We start from the raw sequence: 21,636 nt of genomic DNA on the forward strand, positions 1-21,636 counted from the left end.
GCGTTATTTCCCTTCGATGGTGAGCGCGGTATCCACCAGCGCCTCTTGTTGTGCTTTGTGTTGCGATGCGAGGCCCGTTGCGGGCGAGGCGGCCGCAGGACGACCGGCATAGGACGGGCGGGTGTGTTTGGCCTTGATGCGTTGCAGGACCCATTCGATGTTGGGTTCGATGAAGGCCCACGCGCCCTGGTTCTTGGGCTCTTCCTGACACCAGACCATTTCGGCCTTCTTGAAGCGTTCCAGTTCCTTGACCATCGACATGGCCGGGAACGGGTAGAACTGTTCGACGCGCAGGATATAGACATCGTCCAGCCCGCGTGTGTCGCGTTCTTCCAGCAGGTCGTAATAGACCTTGCCCGAGCACATGACGACGCGCCTGATCTTGTCGTCGGGTTTCAGTTGCATGTCGGAGTTGCCGTATTGGGCATCGTCCCACAGCACCCGGTGGAAGCTGGAGCCGGTGGTGAAATCCTCGGCGGTGGAGATCGCCATCTTGTGACGCAGCAGCGATTTCGGCGTCATCATGATCAGCGGTTTGCGGTAGGTGCGGTGCAACTGGCGGCGCAGGATGTGGAAATAGTTGGCCGGGGTCGTGCAGTTGGCCACGATCCAGTTGTCGCCGCCGCACATCGTGAGGAACCGCTCCAGCCGTGCCGAGGAGTGTTCGGGGCCCTGGCCCTCATACCCGTGGGGCAGGAGGCAGACGAGGCCCGACATGCGCAGCCATTTGGATTCGCCTGAGCTGATGAACTGATCGAACATGATCTGCGCGCCGTTGGCGAAATCGCCGAACTGGGCCTCCCACAGGGTCAGCGCGTTGGGTTCGGCGAGGCTGTAGCCGTATTCGAACCCCAGCACGGCGTATTCGCTGAGCATCGAGTCGATGACCTCGTAGCGGGCCTGCCCTTCGCGGATGTTGTTCAGCGGGTAATAGCGTTCTTCGGTGTCCTGGTTGATCAGGGCCGAGTGGCGCTGGCTGAACGTGCCGCGGGCGCTGTCCTGACCGGCGAGGCGCACGGGATAGCCTTCGAGCTGGAGCGAGCCGAAGGCCAGGGCCTCGGCGGTGGCCCAGTCGAAGCCCTTGCCGCTGTCGAACATCTTGCGCTTGGTGTCCAGAAGGCGGCCGACGGTCTTGTGCATCGGGAAACCTTCGGGCGCGGTGGTGAGCGCGTGCCCGATCTCTTTCATGGTGTCCGGCGCGATGGCGGTTTCGCCGCGCTGGTAATCCTCGTCCTTGCTGTCGAGATGCGACCACTTGCCGTCCAGCCAGTCGGCCTTGTTGGGGCGGTATTCCTTGCCGGCCTCGAATTCGTCGGCCAGGTAGGACTGGAAGGCGGCCTTCATGTCCTCGATCTCGCCCTCGGGGATCAGACCGTCGGCGACAAGGCGTTCGGTATAGAGGCTGAGCGTGGTCTTGTGCTTCTTGATCTTGTTATACATCATCGGGTTCGTGAACATGGGCTCGTCGCCCTCGTTATGGCCGAACCGGCGGTAGCAGATGATGTCGATCACCACGTCCTTCTGGAATTTCTGGCGGAATTCCGTGGCGACCTTGGCGGCGTGAACGACCGCCTCGGGATCGTCGCCGTTAACGTGGAAGATCGGGGCCTCGACCATCAGCGCGATATCGGTCGGATAGGGCGAGGAGCGCGAGAAATGCGGCGCGGTGGTGAAACCGATCTGGTTGTTCACCACGATATGCATGGTGCCGCCGGTCTTGTGCCCCTTGAGGCCCGACAGGCCGAAACATTCGGCCACGACGCCCTGACCGGCAAAGGCCGCATCGCCGTGCAGCAGCACGGGCAGGACGCTGGTGCGTTCGGTGTCGTGCATCTGGTCCTGCTTGGCGCGGACCTTGCCCAGAACCACGGGGTTCACCGCCTCGAGGTGCGAGGGGTTCGCGGTGAGGCTGAGATGGACCTTGTTGCCGTCGAATTCACGGTCGGAGGAGGCGCCGAGGTGGTATTTCACGTCGCCCGAGCCGTCCACGTCCTCGGGCTTGAAGCTGCCGCCCTGGAATTCGTTGAAGATGGCGCGATAGGGTTTGCCCATCACGTTGGCCAGCACCGACAGGCGGCCCCGGTGGGGCATGCCGATGACGATTTCCTTGACGCCGAGGCTGCCGCCGCGCTTGATGATCTGCTCCATCGCGGGGATCAGGCTTTCGCCGCCGTCGAGGCCGAAGCGCTTGGTGCCCATGTACTTGACGTGCAGGTATTTTTCGAACCCTTCGGCTTCGACCAGCTTGTTCAGGATGGCCTTGCGCCCCTCGCGGGTGAAGGTGATTTCCTTGTCGTAGCCTTCGATCCGCTCTTTCAGCCAGGCGGCCTGTTCGGGATCGGAAATGTGCATGTATTGCAGGGCGAAGGTGCCGCAATAGGTGCGCTTGACGATCTCCAGTATCTCGCGGATCGAGGCGACCTGAAGGCCCAGAACGTTGTCGATGAAGATCGGGCGGTCAAGGTCGGCTTCGGTGAAGCCGTAGGATTTGGGATCGAGTTCGGGGCGGTGGCCGTGATCGCGCAGGCCGAGCGGGTCGAGCTCGGCGATCAGGTGGCCGCGGATACGGTAGGCGCGGATCAGCATCAGCGCGCGCACCGAGTCCAGAACGGCGCGTTTCACGGCGTCATCGGAAACCTCGACGCCCTGTTCGGCGGCTTTCTGTTTGATCTTCTCGCCGGCTTTAGCCACTTCGATTTCGGCAGGCCATTCGCCGGTCAGGGCGCTGGTCAGCTCGTCGGCGGGCATCGGCGGCCAGTCGGCCCGCGCCCAGGAGGGGCCTTCGGCCTCGCGTTTCACATCCTGATCGCCGTCGCCCAACTGGGAAAAGAACGCCTGCCATGCCTCGTCGACCGCGTTCGGGTCGTTCGCATAGCGCGCGTAAAGCTGTTCGAGATATTCGGCATTGTGCCCCTGCATGAAGGAGGAGGCATGGAAGAGGTCGTTGGGGCTTTGATCCGTCATTGCGCGTCCTTTCTGACCGACCGTGAGAAGCTTCGGGAGAGACATCCGGTTTTCGGGTGCAGATGTCCGTCGCGAGGCTCCGTAAAGACGGGCAGGGTGCGCAAGGCCTTGCGCACCCCGGAAGGCATTAACCCTTGATTGCGTCGAGCACGGCCTCGCCCAGGGTGGCGGGGCTGTCGGCGACGACGATACCGGCGGATTTCATCGCCTCGATCTTGTCCTCGGCGCCGCCCTTGCCACCGGCGACGATGGCGCCGGCATGACCCATGCGGCGGCCCGGAGGCGCTGTGCGGCCCGCGATGAAACCGGCAGTGGGCTTCCAGCGGCCTTTCTTGCGCTCGGAGGCGAGGAATTCGGCGGCTTCCTCTTCGGCGGAGCCGCCGATTTCACCGATCATGATGATCGACTCGGTCTCGTCATCGGCCAGGAACCATTCCAGCACGTCGATATGTTCGGTGCCCTTGATCGGGTCGCCGCCGATGCCGACGCAGGTGGACTGGCCAAGGCCCACATCGGTGGTTTGCTTGACCGCCTCGTAGGTGAGCGTGCCCGAGCGCGAAACGACGCCCACGGTGCCGCGCTTGTGGATGTGGCCGGGCATGATGCCGATCTTGCAGGCGTCGGGGGTGATGACACCGGGGCAGTTCGGGCCGATCAGCGTGGAGTTCGAGGTTTCCAGCGCGCGCTTGACGCGCATCATGTCCAGAACCGGGATACCTTCGGTGATGCAGACGATCACCTCCATCTCGGCGTCGATCGCTTCGAGGATCGAGTCGGCGGCGAAGGGCGGCGGGACGTAGATCACGCTGGCGTTCGCCTCGGTTGCGTGTTTGGCCTCGTGGACCGAGTTGAACACCGGCAGGTCAAGATGCGTCTGGCCGCCTTTGCCGGGGGTGACCCCGCCGACCATTTTCGTGCCATAGGCGATGGCCTGTTCGGTGTGGAACGTGCCCTGCGAGCCGGTGAGGCCCTGACAGATCACTTTGGTGTTTTCGTCGATGAGGACTGCCATGATGGAGTTCCTTAATTAGAAGTGAGATATTGTATCAGCAGACCGCCAGCGTGGCTTGCACTTGGCAGCACCATCGCAACGGCGAAGGAGTTGTTTTCACCCGCTTCAACTATGAAGTTGTCATTCAGGTTGCCTTTTTTAATCGACCATTGGTCAGGAAAGTCGCGATCCATCCACAGTTGTATCTGATGAGAAAGTGCCGAGGTTTGCCGTTCAATCTGCTCGCCCTTCACTTTCGGATAGGACTGCGGCTTTGACACGAAACACATGTCATCGAGAATATGTACTGAGACACCCCGTCGATCAGTCCAGACGCCATCGTCGTTGAGGCTATACTCCTTATCCGAAAGAACATCGGGCGTGGCGAACGTGGGAACACAGGCGCTCTTAGCAACAACAACAATATGATTGGCCGTCTCTTCAGCCATCCTTATCTGTTGTCTGGACTCAAAGCGCTGATTGAGAAGCTGAATTGCTTTCAACCCAATTAATGCCATTATCGCCAGGCCGATGACCCACTTTCGGGTTTGCTTGCTCATAACTAGCCCTTAACCGCCTTCACGATCTTTTCGGCGCCGTCTTTCAGGTCGTCGGCGGCGATCACGTCCAGGCCGGAATTCGAGATGATTTCCTTGCCCTTCTCGACATTCGTGCCTTCGAGGCGCACCACCAGCGGCACCTTGAGCCCCACTTCTTTCACCGCGGCAATCACGCCTTCGGCGATGACGTCGCAGCGCATGATGCCGCCGAAGATGTTGACCAGGATGCCTTTGACGTTGTCGTCCGAGGTGATGATCTTGAACGCTTCGGTGACCTTTTCCTTGGTCGCGCCGCCGCCCACGTCGAGGAAGTTGGCGGGTTCCGCACCGTAAAGCTTGATGATGTCCATCGTGGCCATCGCGAGGCCCGCGCCGTTCACCATGCAGCCGATCTCGCCGTCGAGCGCGATATAGTTCAGGTCGTATTTCGACGCTTCCAGTTCCTTGGGGTCTTCCTCGGTCGTGTCGCGCAGCTCGGCGATGTCGGCGTGGCGGTAGACCGCGTTGGAATCAAAGCCCATCTTGGCGTCGAGGCATTTCAGATCGCCCTTGTCGCTCAGGATCAGCGGGTTGATTTCCAGCATCTCCATGTCCTTGTCGAGGAACAGCTTGTAGAGAATGCCCATCAGCTTGACGCATTGTTTGACCTGCGCGCCTTCGAGACCCAGCATGAAGGCGATGCGGCGGCCGTGGAAGGGCTGATAGCCGGTGGCCGGATCGACCGAGAAGCTGAGGATTTTCTCGGGGGTGCTTTCGGCGACTTCCTCGATATCCATGCCGCCTTCGGTCGAGGCGACGAAAGAGACGCGCGATGTCTGACGATCCACGAGCAGGGCCAGATAGAATTCCTTGTCGATATCTGAGCCGTCTTCGATGTAGATGCGGTTGACCTGCTTGCCGGCGGGGCCGGTCTGTTTGGTCACGAGGGTCGAGCCCAGCATCCGCTTGGCTTCTTCGGCGGCTTCCTCGACCGACTTGGCGAGGCGAACGCCGCCGGCGTCTCCGGCGCGGGGCTCTTTGAAGCTGCCCTTGCCGCGACCGCCTGCGTGAATTTGCGCTTTGACCACCCAGAGAGGGCCGTCCATTTCGCCCGCGGCGGTCTTGGCTTCTTCGGCGCGCAGCACGACACGGCCATCCGAGACCGGGGCGCCGTAGGAGCGAAGCAGAGCCTTCGCCTGATACTCATGGATATTCATGAAATTGTCCCGTTTTGCTACGATTACCCCGTGTGTGTCATATTCGCGGGACGTGCGGGAAGTGAATTTTGCATGAGTGCGGGGAATTCAAGCCATTTTCCGGCATTTGTGATCACGGCAATAAATCGTGTGATCACAAAAGATAAACATCATGAAAAATCTATACTTGAAAGAATCATGCGCCGGGGCCGGGTGCGGGGCGGCGAATGAAAAACGGCGCCGCAAAAGCGGCGCCGTTCGACTGAATTCATGAGCGGGCCGATCAGGCCAGCGAACCGTCGATGCCCTGGCAGGCCTCGACCAGGCCTTTGACGGCCTTGACCGAGCTGTCGAACATCGCCTGTTCGTCCTTGTTCAGCTTGATCTCGACCACGCGTTCGATGCCGCCTGCGCCGATCACGGTGGGCACGCCCACATAGAACCCGTCAAGCCCGTACTGGCCGTCGCAATGGGCGGCGCAGGGCAGGACGCGTTTCTGGTCCTTGAGATAGGCTTCGGCCATTTCGATGGCCGAGGTGGCGGGCGCGTAGAAGGCCGAGCCGGTTTTCAGCAGGCCGACGATTTCGGCGCCGCCGTCGCGGGTGCGCTGAACGATGGCGTCCAGTTTTTCCTGCGTGGTCCAGCCCATTTTCACCAGGTCCGGCAGCGGGATGCCTGCGACGGTGGAGTAGCGGGTCAGGGGAACCATCGTGTCGCCGTGGCCGCCCAGAACGAAGGCGCTGACGTCTTTCATCGACACGTCGAATTCGAGGCTGAGGAAGTGGCGGAAGCGCGCGCTGTCCAGAACACCGGCCATGCCGCAGACTTTTTCGGCGGGCAGGCCCGAGAATTTTTGCAGGGCCCAGACCATCGCGTCGAGCGGGTTGGTGATGCAGATGACAAAGGCGTCGGGCGCGTTATCGCGGATGCCTTCGCCCACGGATTTCATGACCTTGAGGTTGATGCCCAGCAGGTCGTCGCGGCTCATGCCGGGTTTGCGGGGCACGCCGGCGGTGACGATGCAGACATCCGCGCCTGCGATGTCGGCATAGTCCTGCGTGCCCTTGAGGCGTGCGTCGAACCCTTCGGAGGGGCCGGATTCCGCGATGTCGAGCGCTTTGCCTTCGGGGGTGCCTTCGGCGATATCGAAGAGGACGACGTCGCCCAGTTCCTTCATTGCAGCAAGGTGAGCAAGCGTGCCGCCGATCTGTCCTGCGCCGATGAGGGCAATCTTGGGTCTGGCCATTGGATTTGTCTCCGGTCCGTTGGAATTTTCGCGCTTGGGGTAGTCCCAAATTGGCGCGCACGCAAGGGCGCTGCGTTGCGGCGCGGATTTGGCGCGGTGCTGGCGTCCGGCCATGACGCGCGCTAACACGGTGTGGAAACAGGCATTTAGGACCATTCGCGATGATCTTGGCCGAGCCAGCAGTTTTTGCGGTTGCCCTTCCCGCGGTGGTCTTCGCGGGCATTTCGAAGGGCGGTTTCGGATCGGGCGCGGCCTTTGCCAGCGCGTCGATTCTGGCGCTGGTGATCGAGCCGGGGCGGGCGTTGGGGATCATGCTGCCGTTGCTGATGCTGATCGACGTGTCCACCTTGCGGCCCTATTGGCGGCGCTGGAACCGGCGCGATGCGCGGCGGCTGTTGCTGGGCTGTGTGCCGGGCGTGGCGCTGGGGGCGGTTCTGTATACGGTGGCCGAGCCCGACCTGTTCCGCCTGCTGATCGGCAGTATCTGCCTGGCCTTCATCGTCTGGCGCATGGCGTTGCGCGCCGGGCTGGTGAAATTGTCGGGCCGGCCCTTGCCGGGCTGGGCGGGGATGCTGGCCGGAACGGTGGCCGGATTCACCAGTTTCGTCAGCCATGCGGGCGGCCCGCCCGCCGCCGTCTACCTGTTGTCCCAGAGGCTGGACAAGACCACGTTTCAGGCCACCACGGTGCTCGTGTTCTGGGTTCTGAACATGATGAAATTCGTGCCCTATGCCTTTCTGGGGATTTTTACGCTGGATACCATTCTGCTGGACCTGATGCTGGCGCCTTTTGCGGTTCTGGGCGCGTGGCTGGGGGTGCGGGCGCATCGGGTGGTGCCCGAACGCCTGTTTTTCGCGATCACCTATGTGTTGCTGGCCGTGACCGGGACCAAGCTGATCTGGGATGCGCTGACCTGATCGGAATGGCATTTTCTGCGCTGCGGCGACAAAGTGCTTGAACTTTTCAGGCAAAAAATGGCATTTCGGCGCAAGTTTATTTCTGCATGACTCGGGAGGCGCTGCCAGATGGACACCGCGACACGGCCTTATCGTTCGGTTCTTTATATTCCCGGTTCCAAGGACCGGGCGCTGGAGAAAGCGCGTTCGCTGCCTTGCGATGCCATTATCTTTGATCTCGAGGATGCCGTTGCCCCCGAAGCCAAGCCGCAAGCGCGCGAAACGCTGGCCAACGCCCTGAAGGAAGGCGGGTATGGCAAGCGCTCCAGGATCGTGCGGATCAACGCGCTGACCACCGAATGGGGGCTGGAAGACGTGCGCGCGCTGCGCGATGCGGGGGCGGATGCGATCCTGCTGCCCAAGGTCAACACGCCCTCGGACGTGGACAACCTGGCCGATATGCTGGGGCCGGACATGCCGATCTGGGTGATGATGGAAACGCCCGTCTGCGTGTTCAATGCGCGCGAGATTGCTGCGCATGCGCAGGTGACGGGGCTGGTGGCCGGGACCAACGACCTGACCAAGGATCTGGGCTGCCGCACGCGGGCGGACCGCCTGCCGCTGATGACCTCGTTGCAGATGATCGTCATGGCCGCCCGCGCGGCGCGTGGCGTTGTGGCGATCGACGGGGTTTACAACCGGTTCCGCGACGGTGACGGGCTGAAGGCGGAATGCGAACAGGGCCGCGATCTGGGCTTTGACGGCAAGACGCTGATCCATCCCGCGCAGGTCGAAGTGACCAACACCGCCTTTGCGCCGACGCAATCCGAGATCGACCTGGCCGGGCGCCAGATTGCCGCCTTCGAGGAAAGCAAGGCCTCGGGGCAGGGGGTGGCCGTGGTGGACGGGCAGATCGTCGAAAACCTGCATGTGGTTGCGGCGCAGCGGATTCTGGCCAAAGCTGCGGCCATTGCAGAAATGGCAGCGGAGTAAAGCGGTATGACATATCTTATTCTGGGTCTGGTCCTTTGGACGGCAGGCCACGTATTCAAACGGATCGCCCCGGACATGCGCGCGGGGATGGGCCATGCCGGAAGGGGGCTGGCGGCGCTGATCATCCTGGCCGGTGTGGTGCTGATGGTGATCGGCTATCGTGCGGCGGACGGTGCCGTTCTTTGGGGGCGTCACCCGGCCACGGTGGGCATCAACAACCTGCTGATGCTGCTGTCAGTCTACATGTTCGCGGCGGCGGGGATGAAAACCGCCCTGGCGCGCAAGATGCGGCATCCGATGCTGGGCGGCGTCAAGGTGTGGGCGCTGGCGCACCTTCTGGTCAATGGCGATGTGCCGTCTTTCGTGCTGTTCGGCGGGCTGCTGGCCTGGGCCGTGGTCGAGATGATCGTGATCAACCGCGCGCACCCCGACTGGACCCCGCCCGCCCCTGCGCCCCGGCGCAAGGAGGTGATCGCGGTTGTCGCCTCGGTCGTGTTGTACGGGGTGATTGCCGCATTGCACTACCATTTCGGCTATCCTGTGTTCGGGTGATCAGAGATGCAGCTTTATCGATTCCTGTCGGCCGACGACACGTCGGAATTCTGCCACAAGGTCACGGCGGCCCTGAACAAGGGGTGGGCGCTGCATGGCGGCCCGACCTATGCCTTTGACCATGCCAATGGCGTGATGCGCTGCGGTCAGGCCGTGGTGAAAGAGGTGGACGGCACCTATACCCCCGATCTCAAGCTGGGAGAGCAATGATCATGGCCAAGACGAATCCGGGCCGGTTTTTCGAAGATTATTCGGTTGGCGATGTCATTCGGCACGCGGTGCCGCGCACCGTGTCGGGCGGCGAGCGTGCTCTCTATCATGCGCTCTACCCGGCGCGGCATGCGCTGTATTCGTCGGACGAGTTCGCACGCGGTTGCGGCCTTCCGTCCAGCCCGCTGGACGATCTGGCGGCGTTTCATGTGGTGTTCGGCAAGACCGTGCCGGATGTGTCGCTGAACGCGCTGGCCAATCTGGGCTATGCCGAGGGCCGCTGGCTGACGCCGGTCTATCCGGGCGACACGCTGCGCTCGACCAGCGAGGTGATCGGGCTCAAGCAGAATTCCAACGGGAAATCCGGCGTCGTCTGGGTGCGCACCAAAGGCGAAAACCAGCGCGGCGAAACCGTGATGGAGTACGTGCGTTGGGTCATGGTGCGCAAGCGCGATCCCGAGGCTGCGGCCCCCGAAACCCGCATGCCCGATCTCAAGCCCGCGCTGGATGCGGGCGATCTGGTGATCCCCGAGGGGCTGGATTTCACCGATTACGATTTCACCCTGGCCGGAGAGCCGCATCGCTGGGGCGATTACGAGGTGGGCGAGGTGATCGACCATGTCGATGGCGTGACCGTCGAAGAGGCCGAACACATGATGGCCACGCGCCTGTGGCAGAACACGGCCAAGGTGCATTTCGACGCCACCCTGCGCGAGGACGGCAACCGCCTGATCTATGGCGGGCATGTCATTTCCATGGCCCGCACGCTGAGCTTCAACGGGCTGGCGAATGCGCAGATGATCGTCGGGCTGAATGCGGGGGCCCATGCCAACCCGTGCTACAGCGGCGATACGATCAAGGCGTGGTCCGCGGTTCTGGACAAGGCGGAAACTCCGGCGCCGGGTGTGGGGGCGCTGCGCCTGCGGCTGGTGGCCACCAAGGGCGGTGAGCCGTTCACGCTCAGGGGTGAGGACGGGAAATACCTGCCGCATGTTCTGCTGGATCTGGATTATTGGGCGCTGATTCCGCTTTGACCGCGAATATCCGGGCGTGGTTGACTGTCAGGGGCGATCCTGTCACTACACATATTGTTTTCAGAATGTGAGTGACTAGGTTCGCGCCACTGTCGTCGCTGTCGGAGCATCAGAATGTCCAATATCCGGTCCGCCCTGCGGGCACTCGTCATGGCCCTGTTCGTGGCCGGGCCCGCCTTTGCCGCTGAAATCACGGTAGAGCCTGTCACGGTGACGGATTGGAAGGCCGTCTATGGCCGTATCGAGACGCGGGATCGCGTTCCGGCGCGGGCGCGGTTGGGCGGGACGCTGACCATACTGACCGTGGCGGAAGGCGACCGCGTGGACAGCGGTGCGCAACTGGCCCGCGTGGTGGATGAAAAGCTGGATTTCCAGCTTCGCGCGGTCGATGCCCGTTTGCAGGCGGCTGAATCGCGGCTGGAAAATGCCCGGACGGAACTGACACGCGGTGAGGAGCTGTTGCAGCGGGGCGTGACCACGGCGCAGCGGCTGGATGCCCTGCGCACGGAGGTCAGCGTGATCACCAACGAGATCGCCGCCGCCCGCGCCGAGCGTCATGTCATCGAACAGCAGGTCGCCGAGGGCGATGTCTTTGCCCCCCTCGGTGGTGTCGTGCTGGATGTGCCGGTGACCGAAGGCGCTGTCGTGACGCCGGGGCAGACCATCGCCACGATGGGCGGTGGCGGTGTGTTCCTGCGCCTGGCCGTGCCCGAGCGCCATGCCGGTGCGATGGAGGAAGGCGACGACATTCAGATCGAAGGGCCGGACGGGGCGCGCACCGGGACGCTGGCCAAGGTGTATCCGTTGATCGAAAACGGCCGCGTCATCGCCGATGTCGAGGTCGGGGGGCTGAGCGAACGCTATGTCGATGCCCGCGTTCTGGTGCGCCTGCCGGTGGGCGAGCATCAGGCCATCCTGATTCCGCGCGATGCGGTGATCACGCGCTCGGGGCTGGATTTCGTGCGCGTGACCGAAGGCGGCGAGGCCATCCTGCGCAGCGTCGTCGTCGGCCCGGCCCATGATCGCGACGGAACGGCGATGGTTCACATCCTGACGGGATTGCAGCCCGGCGATGTGGTGGTGAGCGGCGATGAGTGATCAGGAGAACAGCGATCGCGCCCTCGGACTGGCGGGGCAGCTGACGCGGGGCTTCATCACCTCGCCCCTGACGCCGCTGATCATTCTGGCGGCGCTGGCCGTGGGGCTGATCGCACTGATCAGCCTGCCGCGCGAGGAAGAGCCGCAGATTTCCGTTCCACTGGTGGATATCCATATCCAGGCTTCGGGCCTGACCGCCGAGGATGCGGTGCAACTGGTGAGCGAGCCGATGGAAAGCATCGTGCAGGCCATCGACGACGTGGAGCATGTCTATTCGCAGACTTACGACGATGCCGCGATGGTAACCGCCCGGTTCAAGGTGGGCACCCCGGCGGATGCGGCGATCCTGCGGGTGCATGAAAAGGTGCGCGCCAATCTGGATCGTATCCCGGTGGGCATTCCCGAACCGCTGATCGTGGGGCGGGGCATCAACGATGTGGCCATCGTGACGCTGACCTTGTCGGGCAAGCCGGGGCACGAGGTGTCGTCCTACGATCTGACGCGGATCGCCCGGACCTTGCGGAGCGAGCTGACCAAGATCGGGGATGTCGGCCTGACCTATCTGACCGGAGAGGCGCAGGAAGCGATCCGCGTGGCCCCGGACCCCGAGAAGCTGGCGCTCTATGGCGTGACGCTGCAACAACTGGCGGGCAAGGTGCAAAGCGCGAACCGGGCCTTCAGCACCGGCAAGCTGCGCGATGGCGGGCAGCAGATCGACCTGATCGCAGGCGAAACCCTGACCGATCCCGCCGAGATCGCCAGCCTGCTGGTGACAACGCGCGACGGGCGGCCCGTATATGTGGGTGACGTGGCCCAGATCGAATTCGTGCCCGACATGTCGGAACAATACGCGGCCAATATCACCCGCACCGAAGGCGGCGAGTTGCATCGCGCGCCCGCGGTCACGCTGGCGCTGGCCAAGCGCGCCGGGGCCAATGCGGTGATCGTGGCCGAGGAAATCCTGCATAAGGTTCACATGCTGGAGGGCGATCTGATCCCCGAAAGCGTGGCCCTGTCGGTGACGCGCGATTACGGCGAAACGGCCAATGAAAAGGCCAATGAACTGCTGTTCCATCTCGGGCTGGCCACGGTGTCGATCATCGCGCTGGTCTGGCTGTCGATTGGCTGGCGTGAAAGCATCGTGGTGGCGGTCGTCATTCCGATGACCATCCTTCTGACGCTGTTTGCGGCGTGGATCATGGGCTATACGCTGAACCGCGTGTCGCTGTTCGCGTTGATCTTTTCCATCGGCATCCTGGTGGATGACGCGATTGTGGTGATCGAGAACATCTCGCGACACTGGCAACTGGATCGGGGCAAAAGCCGGATCAGGGCGGCGATCGACGCCGTGGCCGAAGTGGGCAATCCCACCATCGTGGCCACGCTGACCGTGGTGGCGGCCCTGTTGCCGATGCTGTTCGTGTCGGGCCTGATGGGCCCCTACATGAGCCCGATCCCGGCCAATGCCTCGGCGGCGATGATCTTTTCGTTTTTCGTGGCGGTGATGGTGACGCCGTGGCTGATGATCAAGGTGGCGGGCAAGGGCCCGCTCCACCACGAAGAGGGCGAGGGCGCCTTGGGCCGTATTTACCGCAAGGTGGCCACGCCCATTCTGGCCACCAAGGGGCGCAGCGGGTTGTTCCTGTTGCTGACGGTGGTGATCTCGTTCGGCTCGCTCGGGTTGCTTTATACCAAGGACGTGACGGTGAAGCTGTTGCCCTTCGACAACAAGTCGGAATTGTCGGTGATGGTCGATCTGCCCGAGGGGGCTTCGGTCGAGGCGACGGATGCGGTGGTGCAACAGGTGGCGCGCACGGTGATGGACCTGCCCGAGGTCGTGGCCGCGCAGACCCATTCCGGCACGGCGGCCCCGTTCAATTTCAACGGGCTGGTGCGGCACTATTACTTGCGGGCGATGCCCGAGCAGGGCGATGTGCAGGTGAACCTGTTGCCCAAGGGCGAGCGGGAACGCACCAGTCACGAGATTGCGCTGGATCTGCGCGAGCGGGTGGCGGCGTTGGACCTGCCGGAGGGCACGGTCGTGAAAACCGTCGAACCGCCGCCCGGCCCGCCGGTGCTGGCGACCCTTCTGGCCGAGGTGTATGGCCCCGATGCCGAAACCCGGCGCGAAGTGGCGCGCAAACTGCGCGCAGCCTTCGAGGATGTGCCCTATGTGGTGGATGTGGATGACAGTTTCGGCGTGCAGCCCCGGCGGTTGCGGGCGACGATTTCCACCGACGATCTGGAGTTCTTCGGCGTGCAGGAGGCCGATGTCTTCGACACGCTGGCGATTCTCAACGGTCAGACGACGGTGGGATATTCGCATCGCGGCGAAGGGCGTGACCCGATCCCGATCACCGTGGCGCGCGCCAAGGGCGACCGGGTGATGGATCAGCGGATGCTGTCCACCCCGATCCCGGCCAACGTGTTGCCGGGGGCGCGGGGTGTGGTCGAACTGGGCGATGTGGTGCAACTGCGCGAGGAGCAGGCCTCGTTCCCGGTATTCCGGCGCAACGGGCGCGAGATTGAGATGGTCACGGCCGAACTGGCCGGAGATTTCGAGGCCCCGCTTTACGGCATGCTGGCCGTGGCCGAACGGATCGACGACATGGACTGGCCCGAGGGGCAGAAACCGCAGATCGCGCTGAACGGGCAGCCTTCCGATGAAAGCGGTGTGACCCTGTTGTGGGATGGCGAGTGGGAGGTCACCTGGGTGACGTTCCGCGACATGGGCGCGGCGTTCGGTGTGGCATTGCTGGGGATTTATATTCTGGTGGTGGCGCAGTTCGGATCGTTCCGCGTGCCGCTGGTGATCCTGACGCCGGTGCCGCTGACCTTTATCGGGATCATGCTGGGCCACTGGCTGTGGGGCGCGCCGTTTTCGGCCCCGTCGATGATCGGATTCATCGCGCTTGCCGGGATCATCGTGCGCAATTCGATCCTGCTGGTGGATTTCATCCGCCACACCGACCCGGCGGGCAAAAGCGATCTGGACATTCTGATCGAAGCCGGTGCGATCCGGTTCCGCCCGATCCTGCTGACCGCTCTGGCGGCGATGATCGGGGCGGCGGTGATCTTGGCCGATCCGATCTTTCAGGGGCTGGCATTGTCGCTGTTCTTCGGTCTGATTTCCTCGACCCTGCTGACGGTGCTGGTGATTCCGGCGATCTACCGGGTGTTCAAGACCTGAAGGCCGATTTGTGATCACGAATTGCCGAGCGGGTTTCGCGTAGCGCATGGGAGTAAAAAGACTCAGCAGGCCGGGGGATTGTCGAAATGCGGGCGATTGAAACGGAAAATTGCCGATATTTGTGATCACGTAAATTCTGGCGTGATCACAAATGCCCGTTCTGCGACGAATTGCTTGCAGATTCCGGCGATTGGGGCTGTGCAAACCCCGTTCAGGCGCTAAAAGAGGTTCCGTAAACGGGCGCGCCCGCGTCGAGGGCTGCGCACCAAGACGAAAACGAAGGGACCGACCATGGCCGACGTGAACCAGGGCGAACGCCCCCTGTCACCGCATCTGCAAGTCTACCGCCCCCAGCTGACCTCGATCACCTCGATCCTGACACGGATCACCGGCAACGCGTTGATCGTTGCCGCGCTTCTGGTCGTCTGGTGGCTGCTGGCCGCCGCGACGGGGCCGGAGTATTTCGCTACGGCCAATGCCGTCGTTACATCGTGGTTCGGCGATCTGGTCTTTACCCTGTCGCTGTGGGCGGTTTGGTATCACTACCTGGCCGGTCTGCGGCATCTGTATTTCGATGCGGGGAAGGGGCTTGAGATCGAAGCCGCCGAAAAGCTGGGCATCGCCTGCATCGCCGGATCGGTCATCCTGACCGTCATCACGCTGATCATCATCTGAGGGGAGGCCAGCCATGCGTTATCTGACCGCACGCAAGCGAGCCGAAGGACTGGGCGCCGCCCATACCGGCACCGAGCATCACTGGTACATGACCGTCAGCGCCGTGGGCCTGGCGCTGATCGTGCCGATTTTCCTGTTCGTCTTTGGCCACACCCTGGGCGGGACGCACGAAGAGGTCACGCAGGCCTTTTCGCATCCCGCCATGGCCATCCTGACCATGCTGGTCCTGTTCGTGGGCCTGCAGCATTTCCGCAAGGGCGCGCAGATCATGATCGAGGATTATTCGCGCGGGATCACCCGCAAGATCCTGATCATCTCGGCCACGGTGCTGAGCTACGGGATGATGGCCACGGGCCTGTTCGCCGTTCTCAAGATCGCCCTTTAACCCCGGAGTTTTCAGGCAATGGCTGCTTACGAATACGAAACACATGATTATGACGTGGTTGTCGTGGGGGCGGGGGGCGCCGGGCTGCGCGCCACGCTCGGCATGGCCGAGCAGGGCCTGCGCACGGCCTGCGTGACCAAGGTCTTCCCGACGCGTTCGCATACCGTGGCGGCGCAGGGCGGCATCGCCGCGTCGCTGTCGAACATGGGGCCCGATCACTGGCAGTGGCACATGTACGACACCGTCAAGGGCAGTGACTGGCTGGGCGATACCGACGCCATGGAATATCTGGCGCGCGAGGCCCCCAAGGCCGTGTATGAACTGGAACATTACGGCGTTCCCTTCAGCCGCACCGAAGAGGGCAAGATCTATCAGCGCCCCTTTGGCGGCCATACCACCGAATTCGGCGAAGGCCCCCCGGTGCAGCGGACCTGTGCCGCCGCCGACCGGACCGGCCACGCGATCCTGCACACGCTCTATGGCCAGAGCCTGAAGAACAACGCGGAATTCTACATCGAGTATTTCGCCATCGACCTGATCATGAGCGATGACGGCGCCTGTACCGGCGTTGTCTGCTGGAAGCTGGACGATGGCACGATGCACGTGTTCAACGCCAAGATGGTCGTATTGGCCACCGGCGGCTATGGCCGGGCCTATTTCAGCGCGACCAGCGCCCATACCTGCACCGGCGACGGGGGCGGTATGGTGGCCCGTGCGGGCCTGCCCCTGCAGGACATGGAATTCGTGCAGTTCCACCCGACCGGCATCTATGGCTCGGGCTGCCTGATCACCGAAGGCGCACGCGGCGAGGGCGGTTACCTGACCAACAGCGAAGGCGAGCGGTTCATGGAGCGCTATGCGCCCAACTACAAGGACCTTGCGCCGCGCGATTATGTCAGCCGCTCGATGACCATGGAAATCCGCGAGGGCCGGGGCGTGGGGGCGAATGGCGACCACATTCACCTGAACCTGTCGCACCTGCCGCCCGAGGCGCTGCAACTGCGCCTGCCCGGCATTTCGGAATCGGCCCGCATCTTTGCCGGTGTGGACGTGACCAAGGAACCGATCCCGGTGCTGCCGACGGTGCATTACAACATGGGCGGTATCCCGACGAACTACTGGGGCGAGGTTCTGAACCCCACCAAGGACGATCCGCATGCCGTCGTGCCCGGCCTGATGGCCGTGGGCGAGGCCGGTTGCGCCAGCGTTCACGGGGCGAACCGCCTCGGGTCGAACTCGCTGATCGACCTTGTGGTGTTCGGCCGTGCCGCCGCCATTCGCGCAGGCAAGGTTGTCGACTCCGAAAGTGCGGTTCCGGCAACGAACACCGCGCAGGTCGACAAGGCGTTCGACCGCTTCGACACCCTGCGCAATGCCGATGGTGCGATTGCAACCGCCGACCTGCGTCTGGAAATGCAGAAGACCATGCAGGAAGACGCCGCCGTGTTCCGGACCTCGGAAACGCTGGCCGAAGGCGTCAGGAAGATGGAAGCCATCGCCGGCAAGATGGGCGACCTGAAGGTCAGCGACCGCAGCCTCGTGTGGAACTCGGACCTGATGGAAACGCTGGAACTGACCAACCTGATGCCCAATGCGCTGGCCACCATCAACGGGGCCGAGGCGCGCAAGGAATCCCGCGGCGCCCACGCGCACGAGGATTTTTCCAAGCGCGATGACAAGAACTGGCGCGTTCACACCATCGCGCGGGTTGGCGACACGACCGTCGATCTGAGTTATCGCCCGATCATCGAAGACCCGCTGACCCCCGAATCCGAGGGCGGTATCAGCATCAAGACCATCGCCCCCAAGGAACGGACGTTCTGATGATGCGGTTCCTGTCCGGTCTGGTCCTGGTTGCCGTGCTGTCGGGCTGTAACGTGGCGAACGACGCTGCGGACAGGCTGGCGCGCGATCAGGCGAAGGCCGTGGTGAACGGTGTCGTGGAACAGAGATTCCCCGGTGTGAATGCCGCGCCGGTGACGGACTGCATCATCGATGCGGCCTCGGCGCGGGAAATCCTGACAATTGCCAGGGCGTCGGTCTCTGGCGTGACCCAATCGACGGTAGAGCAGGTGCTGGACATCGCGCAGCGCCCCGAAGCCGTGCAATGCATCGCCGGGAACAGCATGACGCTGTTTGGCGGCTGAGCGGAGGAGACGAAAATGGTTCAACTCAGACTCCCCAAGAATTCCCGCATGACGGCAGGCAAGACATGGCCCAAGCCCGAAGGCGCGACCAATGTCCGCAAGTTCCAGATCTATCGCTGGAATCCGGATGACGGGGAAAACCCCCGCGTCGATACCTATTTCGTCGATATGGACGATTGCGGGCCGATGGTTCTGGATGCGCTGATCTACATCAAGAACAAGGTCGATCCGACCCTGACCTTCCGCCGGTCCTGCCGCGAGGGCATTTGCGGGTCCTGTGCGATGAACATCGACGGGATCAACACGCTGGCCTGTATCTACGGCATGGACGAAATCAAGGGCGATGTGAAAATCTATCCGCTGCCCCATATGCCGGTGGTCAAGGACCTGATCCCCGACCTGACGCATTTCTATGCGCAGCACGCGTCGATCATGCCCTGGCTGGAAACCAAGACGAACCGCCCGGCCAAGGAATGGAAACAGTCGATCGAAGACCGCGCCAAGCTGGACGGTCTGTATGAATGCGTGATGTGCGCCAGTTGCTCGACCGCCTGCCCCAGCTACTGGTGGAACGGCGACAAGTATCTTGGCCCGGCTGCGTTGTTGCATGCTTATCGCTGGATCATCGACAGCCGCGATGAGGCCACGGGCGAGCGTCTGGACGATCTGGAAGACCCGTTCAAGCTGTACCGCTGTCATACGATCATGAACTGCACCAAGACCTGCCCCAAGGGTCTGAACCCGGCCAAGGCCATCGCAGAGATCAAGAAGATGATGCTGGATCGGGCGGTCTGACCGGATTTCAGGCGTAAAATCGAAAGCCCCGGCACTGGACCGGGGCTTTTTTGTGCATTTTGCGCCCTGCGCATAGCGCGTCTGCAATTGTGTCTGTGTAATGCTGCGGTGCAGAAGACTATATTCTGCGGTGCAACATGATGGAGAGACCCATGGCACTTGCAGCCAAACAGATGCACAGCGAAGTTCCTGAAACCGACGCCAAAGCCGAGAATATGGCGGACTGGTTCGAGGTTTACTATCAGGACGAGCCTGCAAACAAACCCGCTGCGCCCGCCGGTCCCGAGATGACCGCGCTGGAGCAGATGTACGCCTATTACTGAGGCGATCAATCGCGGGTGGCCCGGCGACGTGAAACAGGCCGGGCCGCCGCGCGTCACGTGGTAACCAGTACGATACCGGGCCAGTTTGCCCAAAGCGCCGGTTTCGGCGCGGATGCAGGCAGCTATAACGGCCTCGCAATCACAGCGGGGGCGCAGCCTTGATCATCGTCGTCGGCCTGATCGTGGCCTTTCTTCTGATCGTGATCTTCTCGAACCGGCGCACGCGTCAGTGCCGCTGGCGCGAGGACCGTCGTGGCGACAGGGACGGGCAGCGTAAATATCGCTGCATGGCCTGTGGGGCCGAGGCCTTTACATCCAACGGAAAACCCCCTTTGGATTGCAAGGCCAACTGAGACCGACCCGGAAAGACCACCCGATGCAAGAGCCCACGGATGCCGCCGCCCGCCGCGCAGTGAAACCTGTCATCTGCTATCCCAACGATACGCTGCCCGCGCCGGACATGGCGCTCTATGCCAGTGCGCGTCAGACTGCCAGAAAGGTCGGTGAGGTGCAGGTGGCCCCACGCGATGCCGCCTGTTTCCGGATGGCGGCGGGGCAGTTTTTCCGTATCTCATCGGTCGAAGGTCCGCAGGTGGGCGATCTGAATCTGTGGAACGCCAATGACCTGTCCGAGAGATTCTATTCCGGCAAGTCCCGCGCGCTGCATGGCACCCATCTGAGTATGGGGGAGCGGATGTGGTCATCCTTTCCGTATCTGCGCCCGATGGCGACGATCACCGACGATACGTTGGGCTGGTATGGAATCGACGAGTTCGGCGGCTCGGTGCATGACGTGATCGGCACGCGCTGCGATCCTTACACCGGCAACCTGCTGTCCGGGGCGCAATACCACCATTGCTGCCATTCGAACCTGACGCGTGCGCTGGCCGACGAGACGGGCATGACCCTGACCGAGGCGGAACCGCATGTGCATGACGTGCTGAACGTGTTCATGTGCACCGGCTTTACCCGCGATACGGGGCAATATTTCATGAAGGCCAGCCCGGTGCGGCCCGGCGATTATCTGGAGTTCTTTGCCGAGATCGACCTTTTGGGGGCTTTGTCGGCCTGTCCGGGGGGCGATTGTTCTTCGGAACATTCCAGTGATGCGGCGGCGTGTTATCCCTTGCTGGTCGAGATTTTTGCGCCCGCTGACGGTGCGTTGACAGGGTGGCAAAGCCCGCCGGTGAACGGCTATGATCGCAGCCACGGGCGTTGATCAAATCCGCAGGAACGGTTGCGCAAGGCGCGGCAGGAGCCCTTTGAACCGCAAGGGGGCGTCTGTTGCGGCAAGGCAGATACAATCGGCCCCCGCATCCGCAACCGGCCTGTGATCCAGATCTTCGTCGGCCACCTCAATATCGCCGGGGCCGAAACGATCGATCTCGTCGTGGAATGCCCCCTGAAGGACGAGCGTCAGTTCCGTGCCGCGATGCCCATGGTCGGGAACGGCGGCGCCCGCCGGGATATAAAGCAGCCGCGCGGTTGCATCGCGTGCCGTGGGGATGATCGCCTGCCTGACGCCCATCCCGACAGGCCGCCAGCGGACGCAATCCAGATCGCCGCCGATATAGTTCTGCACGGGACGGGGCAAAACACCGCCGACGCGCGGGGCGGCGTGACCCTGGAGCACTCGCGTGCCCTCGGCCTTGATCCGCTCCAGCGTGGCCTCGAGACTGCCAGCCGCCATGGGGCTGGCCTCTGTAGTGTCGATCAGGGCACCGCCAACGGCCTCGAACGCCCCCAGACGTGCACGGCAGTCGTCACACAGCGAGATATGGGCCGCCACCGTCAGGCTGAACGCCTCGGGGAGGGTGCCGGCTGAATAGGCCATCAGCAGGGCATCAGTCAGGTGGTGTTTGATCCGGTCTTGCATCGCGGTCTTCACTTCATTGCGTGGCGCAGGCGGTCCAGCGCCAGGCGTATTCTGGATTTGATCGTGCCCAGGGGCAGGCCGGTTTGCCGGGCGATTTCCCGGTGGCTCAGATCGCCGAAATAGGCCTTTTCGATCAGTAGTTTCTGTTTGTCGGGCAGGCGTGAGATTGCGCGGCCCAGCAGGGCGCTTTCCTGTTGCAGGGCCAGAATATCGGCCTGATCCGGTTCGGATTCGGGGCCCCATGGCAGGTCTTCGGGCTCGGGGCGTTTCATTTTACGGATCGCGTCGACCCTGCGATTGCGCGCGATGGTGAAAATCCATGTCGCGACGCTGGCGCGGGAGGGATCGAACAGATGCGCCTTTTGCCACAAGGTCGCCATCACGTCCTGCGCGCATTCTTCGGCCAGCGCGGCATCCGCCCCGGATTTTATCAGGAAGGCCTTCACGCGTGGGGCGAAATGATGGAACAATTCTGCAAAAGCCGCCTGATCCTGCATGTCCCTGACCCGGACGATGCAGGTGATCC

General features: G+C 62.7%; 22 protein-coding genes. 15 read left to right on the top strand and 7 right to left on the bottom strand.

The features are described from left to right. Positions 1 to 3: 3 nt before the first annotated feature. From BUB53_RS09220 to mdh, 5 genes are all read right to left on the bottom strand, one after another. Complete coding sequence (locus BUB53_RS09220; protein ID WP_073034431.1) at positions 4 to 2,964, bottom strand: 2-oxoglutarate dehydrogenase E1 component; 2,961 nt, start codon at positions 2,962 to 2,964, stop codon at positions 4 to 6. Positions 2,965 to 3,091: 127 nt separating this feature from the next. Next, entirely contained in the window at positions 3,092 to 3,976 is an 885-nt protein-coding gene (gene sucD / locus BUB53_RS09225; protein ID WP_073034432.1) for a succinate--CoA ligase subunit alpha, read from the bottom strand. Between the two features lie 11 nt (positions 3,977 to 3,987). After that, positions 3,988 to 4,515, bottom strand: coding sequence for a hypothetical protein (locus tag BUB53_RS09230; protein WP_073034433.1), 528 nt, complete (start codon positions 4,513 to 4,515; stop codon positions 3,988 to 3,990). 2 nt (positions 4,516 to 4,517) lie between these two features. Continuing rightward, complete coding sequence (gene sucC, locus BUB53_RS09235) at positions 4,518 to 5,711, bottom strand: ADP-forming succinate--CoA ligase subunit beta (protein WP_073034434.1); 1,194 nt, start codon at positions 5,709 to 5,711, stop codon at positions 4,518 to 4,520. A 262-nt stretch (positions 5,712 to 5,973) separates the two neighbouring features. Next, entirely contained in the window at positions 5,974 to 6,936 is a 963-nt protein-coding gene (gene mdh, locus BUB53_RS09240; protein WP_073034435.1) for a malate dehydrogenase, read from the bottom strand. A gap of 161 nt (positions 6,937 to 7,097) precedes the next feature. On the opposite strand from mdh, the gene BUB53_RS09245 reads away from it, so the two are divergent. The 15 genes from BUB53_RS09245 (at position 7,098) to BUB53_RS09310 (ending at position 20,453) form a co-directional block, all read left to right on the top strand. Then, complete coding sequence (locus BUB53_RS09245) at positions 7,098 to 7,853, top strand: sulfite exporter TauE/SafE family protein (RefSeq protein ID WP_073034436.1); 756 nt, start codon at positions 7,098 to 7,100, stop codon at positions 7,851 to 7,853. Between the two features lie 108 nt (positions 7,854 to 7,961). After that, a complete protein-coding gene (locus tag BUB53_RS09250) occupies positions 7,962 to 8,825 on the top strand; it encodes an HpcH/HpaI aldolase/citrate lyase family protein (protein ID WP_073034437.1) in 864 nt (287 codons plus the stop codon). A gap of 6 nt (positions 8,826 to 8,831) precedes the next feature. Next, on the top strand, positions 8,832 to 9,377 hold the full coding sequence (locus BUB53_RS09255; RefSeq protein WP_073034438.1) for an NnrU family protein: 546 nt from the start codon (positions 8,832 to 8,834) through the stop codon (positions 9,375 to 9,377). A gap of 6 nt (positions 9,378 to 9,383) precedes the next feature. Next, the gene (locus tag BUB53_RS09260) at positions 9,384 to 9,587 is read left to right on the top strand and encodes a DUF1737 domain-containing protein (protein ID WP_073034439.1); all 204 of its coding nucleotides are present in this window, start codon (positions 9,384 to 9,386) and stop codon (positions 9,585 to 9,587) included. 2 nt (positions 9,588 to 9,589) lie between these two features. Beyond that, on the top strand, positions 9,590 to 10,621 hold the full coding sequence (locus tag BUB53_RS09265; protein ID WP_073034654.1) for a MaoC family dehydratase: 1,032 nt from the start codon (positions 9,590 to 9,592) through the stop codon (positions 10,619 to 10,621). A 114-nt stretch (positions 10,622 to 10,735) separates the two neighbouring features. After that, positions 10,736 to 11,719 (top strand): efflux RND transporter periplasmic adaptor subunit, encoded by a 984-nt coding sequence (locus BUB53_RS09270; protein WP_073034440.1) that lies wholly within the window; start codon positions 10,736 to 10,738, stop codon positions 11,717 to 11,719. Then, on the top strand, positions 11,712 to 14,909 hold the full coding sequence (locus BUB53_RS09275; protein WP_073034441.1) for an efflux RND transporter permease subunit: 3,198 nt from the start codon (positions 11,712 to 11,714) through the stop codon (positions 14,907 to 14,909). Before BUB53_RS09270 ends, BUB53_RS09275 begins: the two co-directional genes overlap by 8 nt. A gap of 291 nt (positions 14,910 to 15,200) precedes the next feature. Beyond that, on the top strand, positions 15,201 to 15,584 hold the full coding sequence (gene sdhC, locus BUB53_RS09280; RefSeq protein ID WP_073034442.1) for a succinate dehydrogenase, cytochrome b556 subunit: 384 nt from the start codon (positions 15,201 to 15,203) through the stop codon (positions 15,582 to 15,584). Positions 15,585 to 15,597: 13 nt separating this feature from the next. After that, positions 15,598 to 15,969, top strand: coding sequence for a succinate dehydrogenase, hydrophobic membrane anchor protein (gene sdhD, locus BUB53_RS09285; protein WP_073034443.1), 372 nt, complete (start codon positions 15,598 to 15,600; stop codon positions 15,967 to 15,969). A gap of 18 nt (positions 15,970 to 15,987) precedes the next feature. Beyond that, positions 15,988 to 17,793, top strand: coding sequence for a succinate dehydrogenase flavoprotein subunit (gene sdhA, locus BUB53_RS09290; protein WP_073034444.1), 1,806 nt, complete (start codon positions 15,988 to 15,990; stop codon positions 17,791 to 17,793). Continuing rightward, positions 17,793 to 18,116, top strand: coding sequence for a succinate dehydrogenase (locus BUB53_RS09295; protein ID WP_229709520.1), 324 nt, complete (start codon positions 17,793 to 17,795; stop codon positions 18,114 to 18,116). The genes sdhA and BUB53_RS09295 overlap by 1 nt, the downstream gene beginning before the upstream one ends. Positions 18,117 to 18,131: 15 nt before the next feature. After that, on the top strand, positions 18,132 to 18,911 hold the full coding sequence (locus BUB53_RS09300; protein ID WP_073034445.1) for a succinate dehydrogenase iron-sulfur subunit: 780 nt from the start codon (positions 18,132 to 18,134) through the stop codon (positions 18,909 to 18,911). Between the two features lie 152 nt (positions 18,912 to 19,063). Beyond that, complete coding sequence (locus BUB53_RS22745) at positions 19,064 to 19,234, top strand: hypothetical protein (protein ID WP_159437791.1); 171 nt, start codon at positions 19,064 to 19,066, stop codon at positions 19,232 to 19,234. Between the two features lie 158 nt (positions 19,235 to 19,392). Beyond that, positions 19,393 to 19,587, top strand: coding sequence for a hypothetical protein (locus tag BUB53_RS09305; RefSeq protein WP_084729044.1), 195 nt, complete (start codon positions 19,393 to 19,395; stop codon positions 19,585 to 19,587). Between the two features lie 23 nt (positions 19,588 to 19,610). Beyond that, the gene (locus tag BUB53_RS09310; RefSeq protein ID WP_073034446.1) at positions 19,611 to 20,453 is read left to right on the top strand and encodes an urea carboxylase-associated family protein; all 843 of its coding nucleotides are present in this window, start codon (positions 19,611 to 19,613) and stop codon (positions 20,451 to 20,453) included. On the opposite strand, the gene BUB53_RS09315 is transcribed toward BUB53_RS09310, so the two are convergent. After that, positions 20,454 to 21,110, bottom strand: coding sequence for a ChrR family anti-sigma-E factor (locus BUB53_RS09315; RefSeq protein ID WP_073034447.1), 657 nt, complete (start codon positions 21,108 to 21,110; stop codon positions 20,454 to 20,456). 8 nt (positions 21,111 to 21,118) lie between these two features. Then, positions 21,119 to 21,607 carry a sigma-70 family RNA polymerase sigma factor gene (locus BUB53_RS09320; protein WP_229709527.1) on the bottom strand — a complete coding sequence of 163 codons (489 nt, stop codon included), beginning with the start codon at positions 21,605 to 21,607 and terminating at the stop codon, positions 21,119 to 21,121. Positions 21,608 to 21,636 lie beyond the last annotated feature (29 nt).

It is taken from the genome of Roseovarius pacificus (assembly GCF_900142665.1).
In the GTDB taxonomy this organism is placed as follows: Bacteria; Pseudomonadota; Alphaproteobacteria; order Rhodobacterales; family Rhodobacteraceae; genus Roseovarius; species Roseovarius pacificus.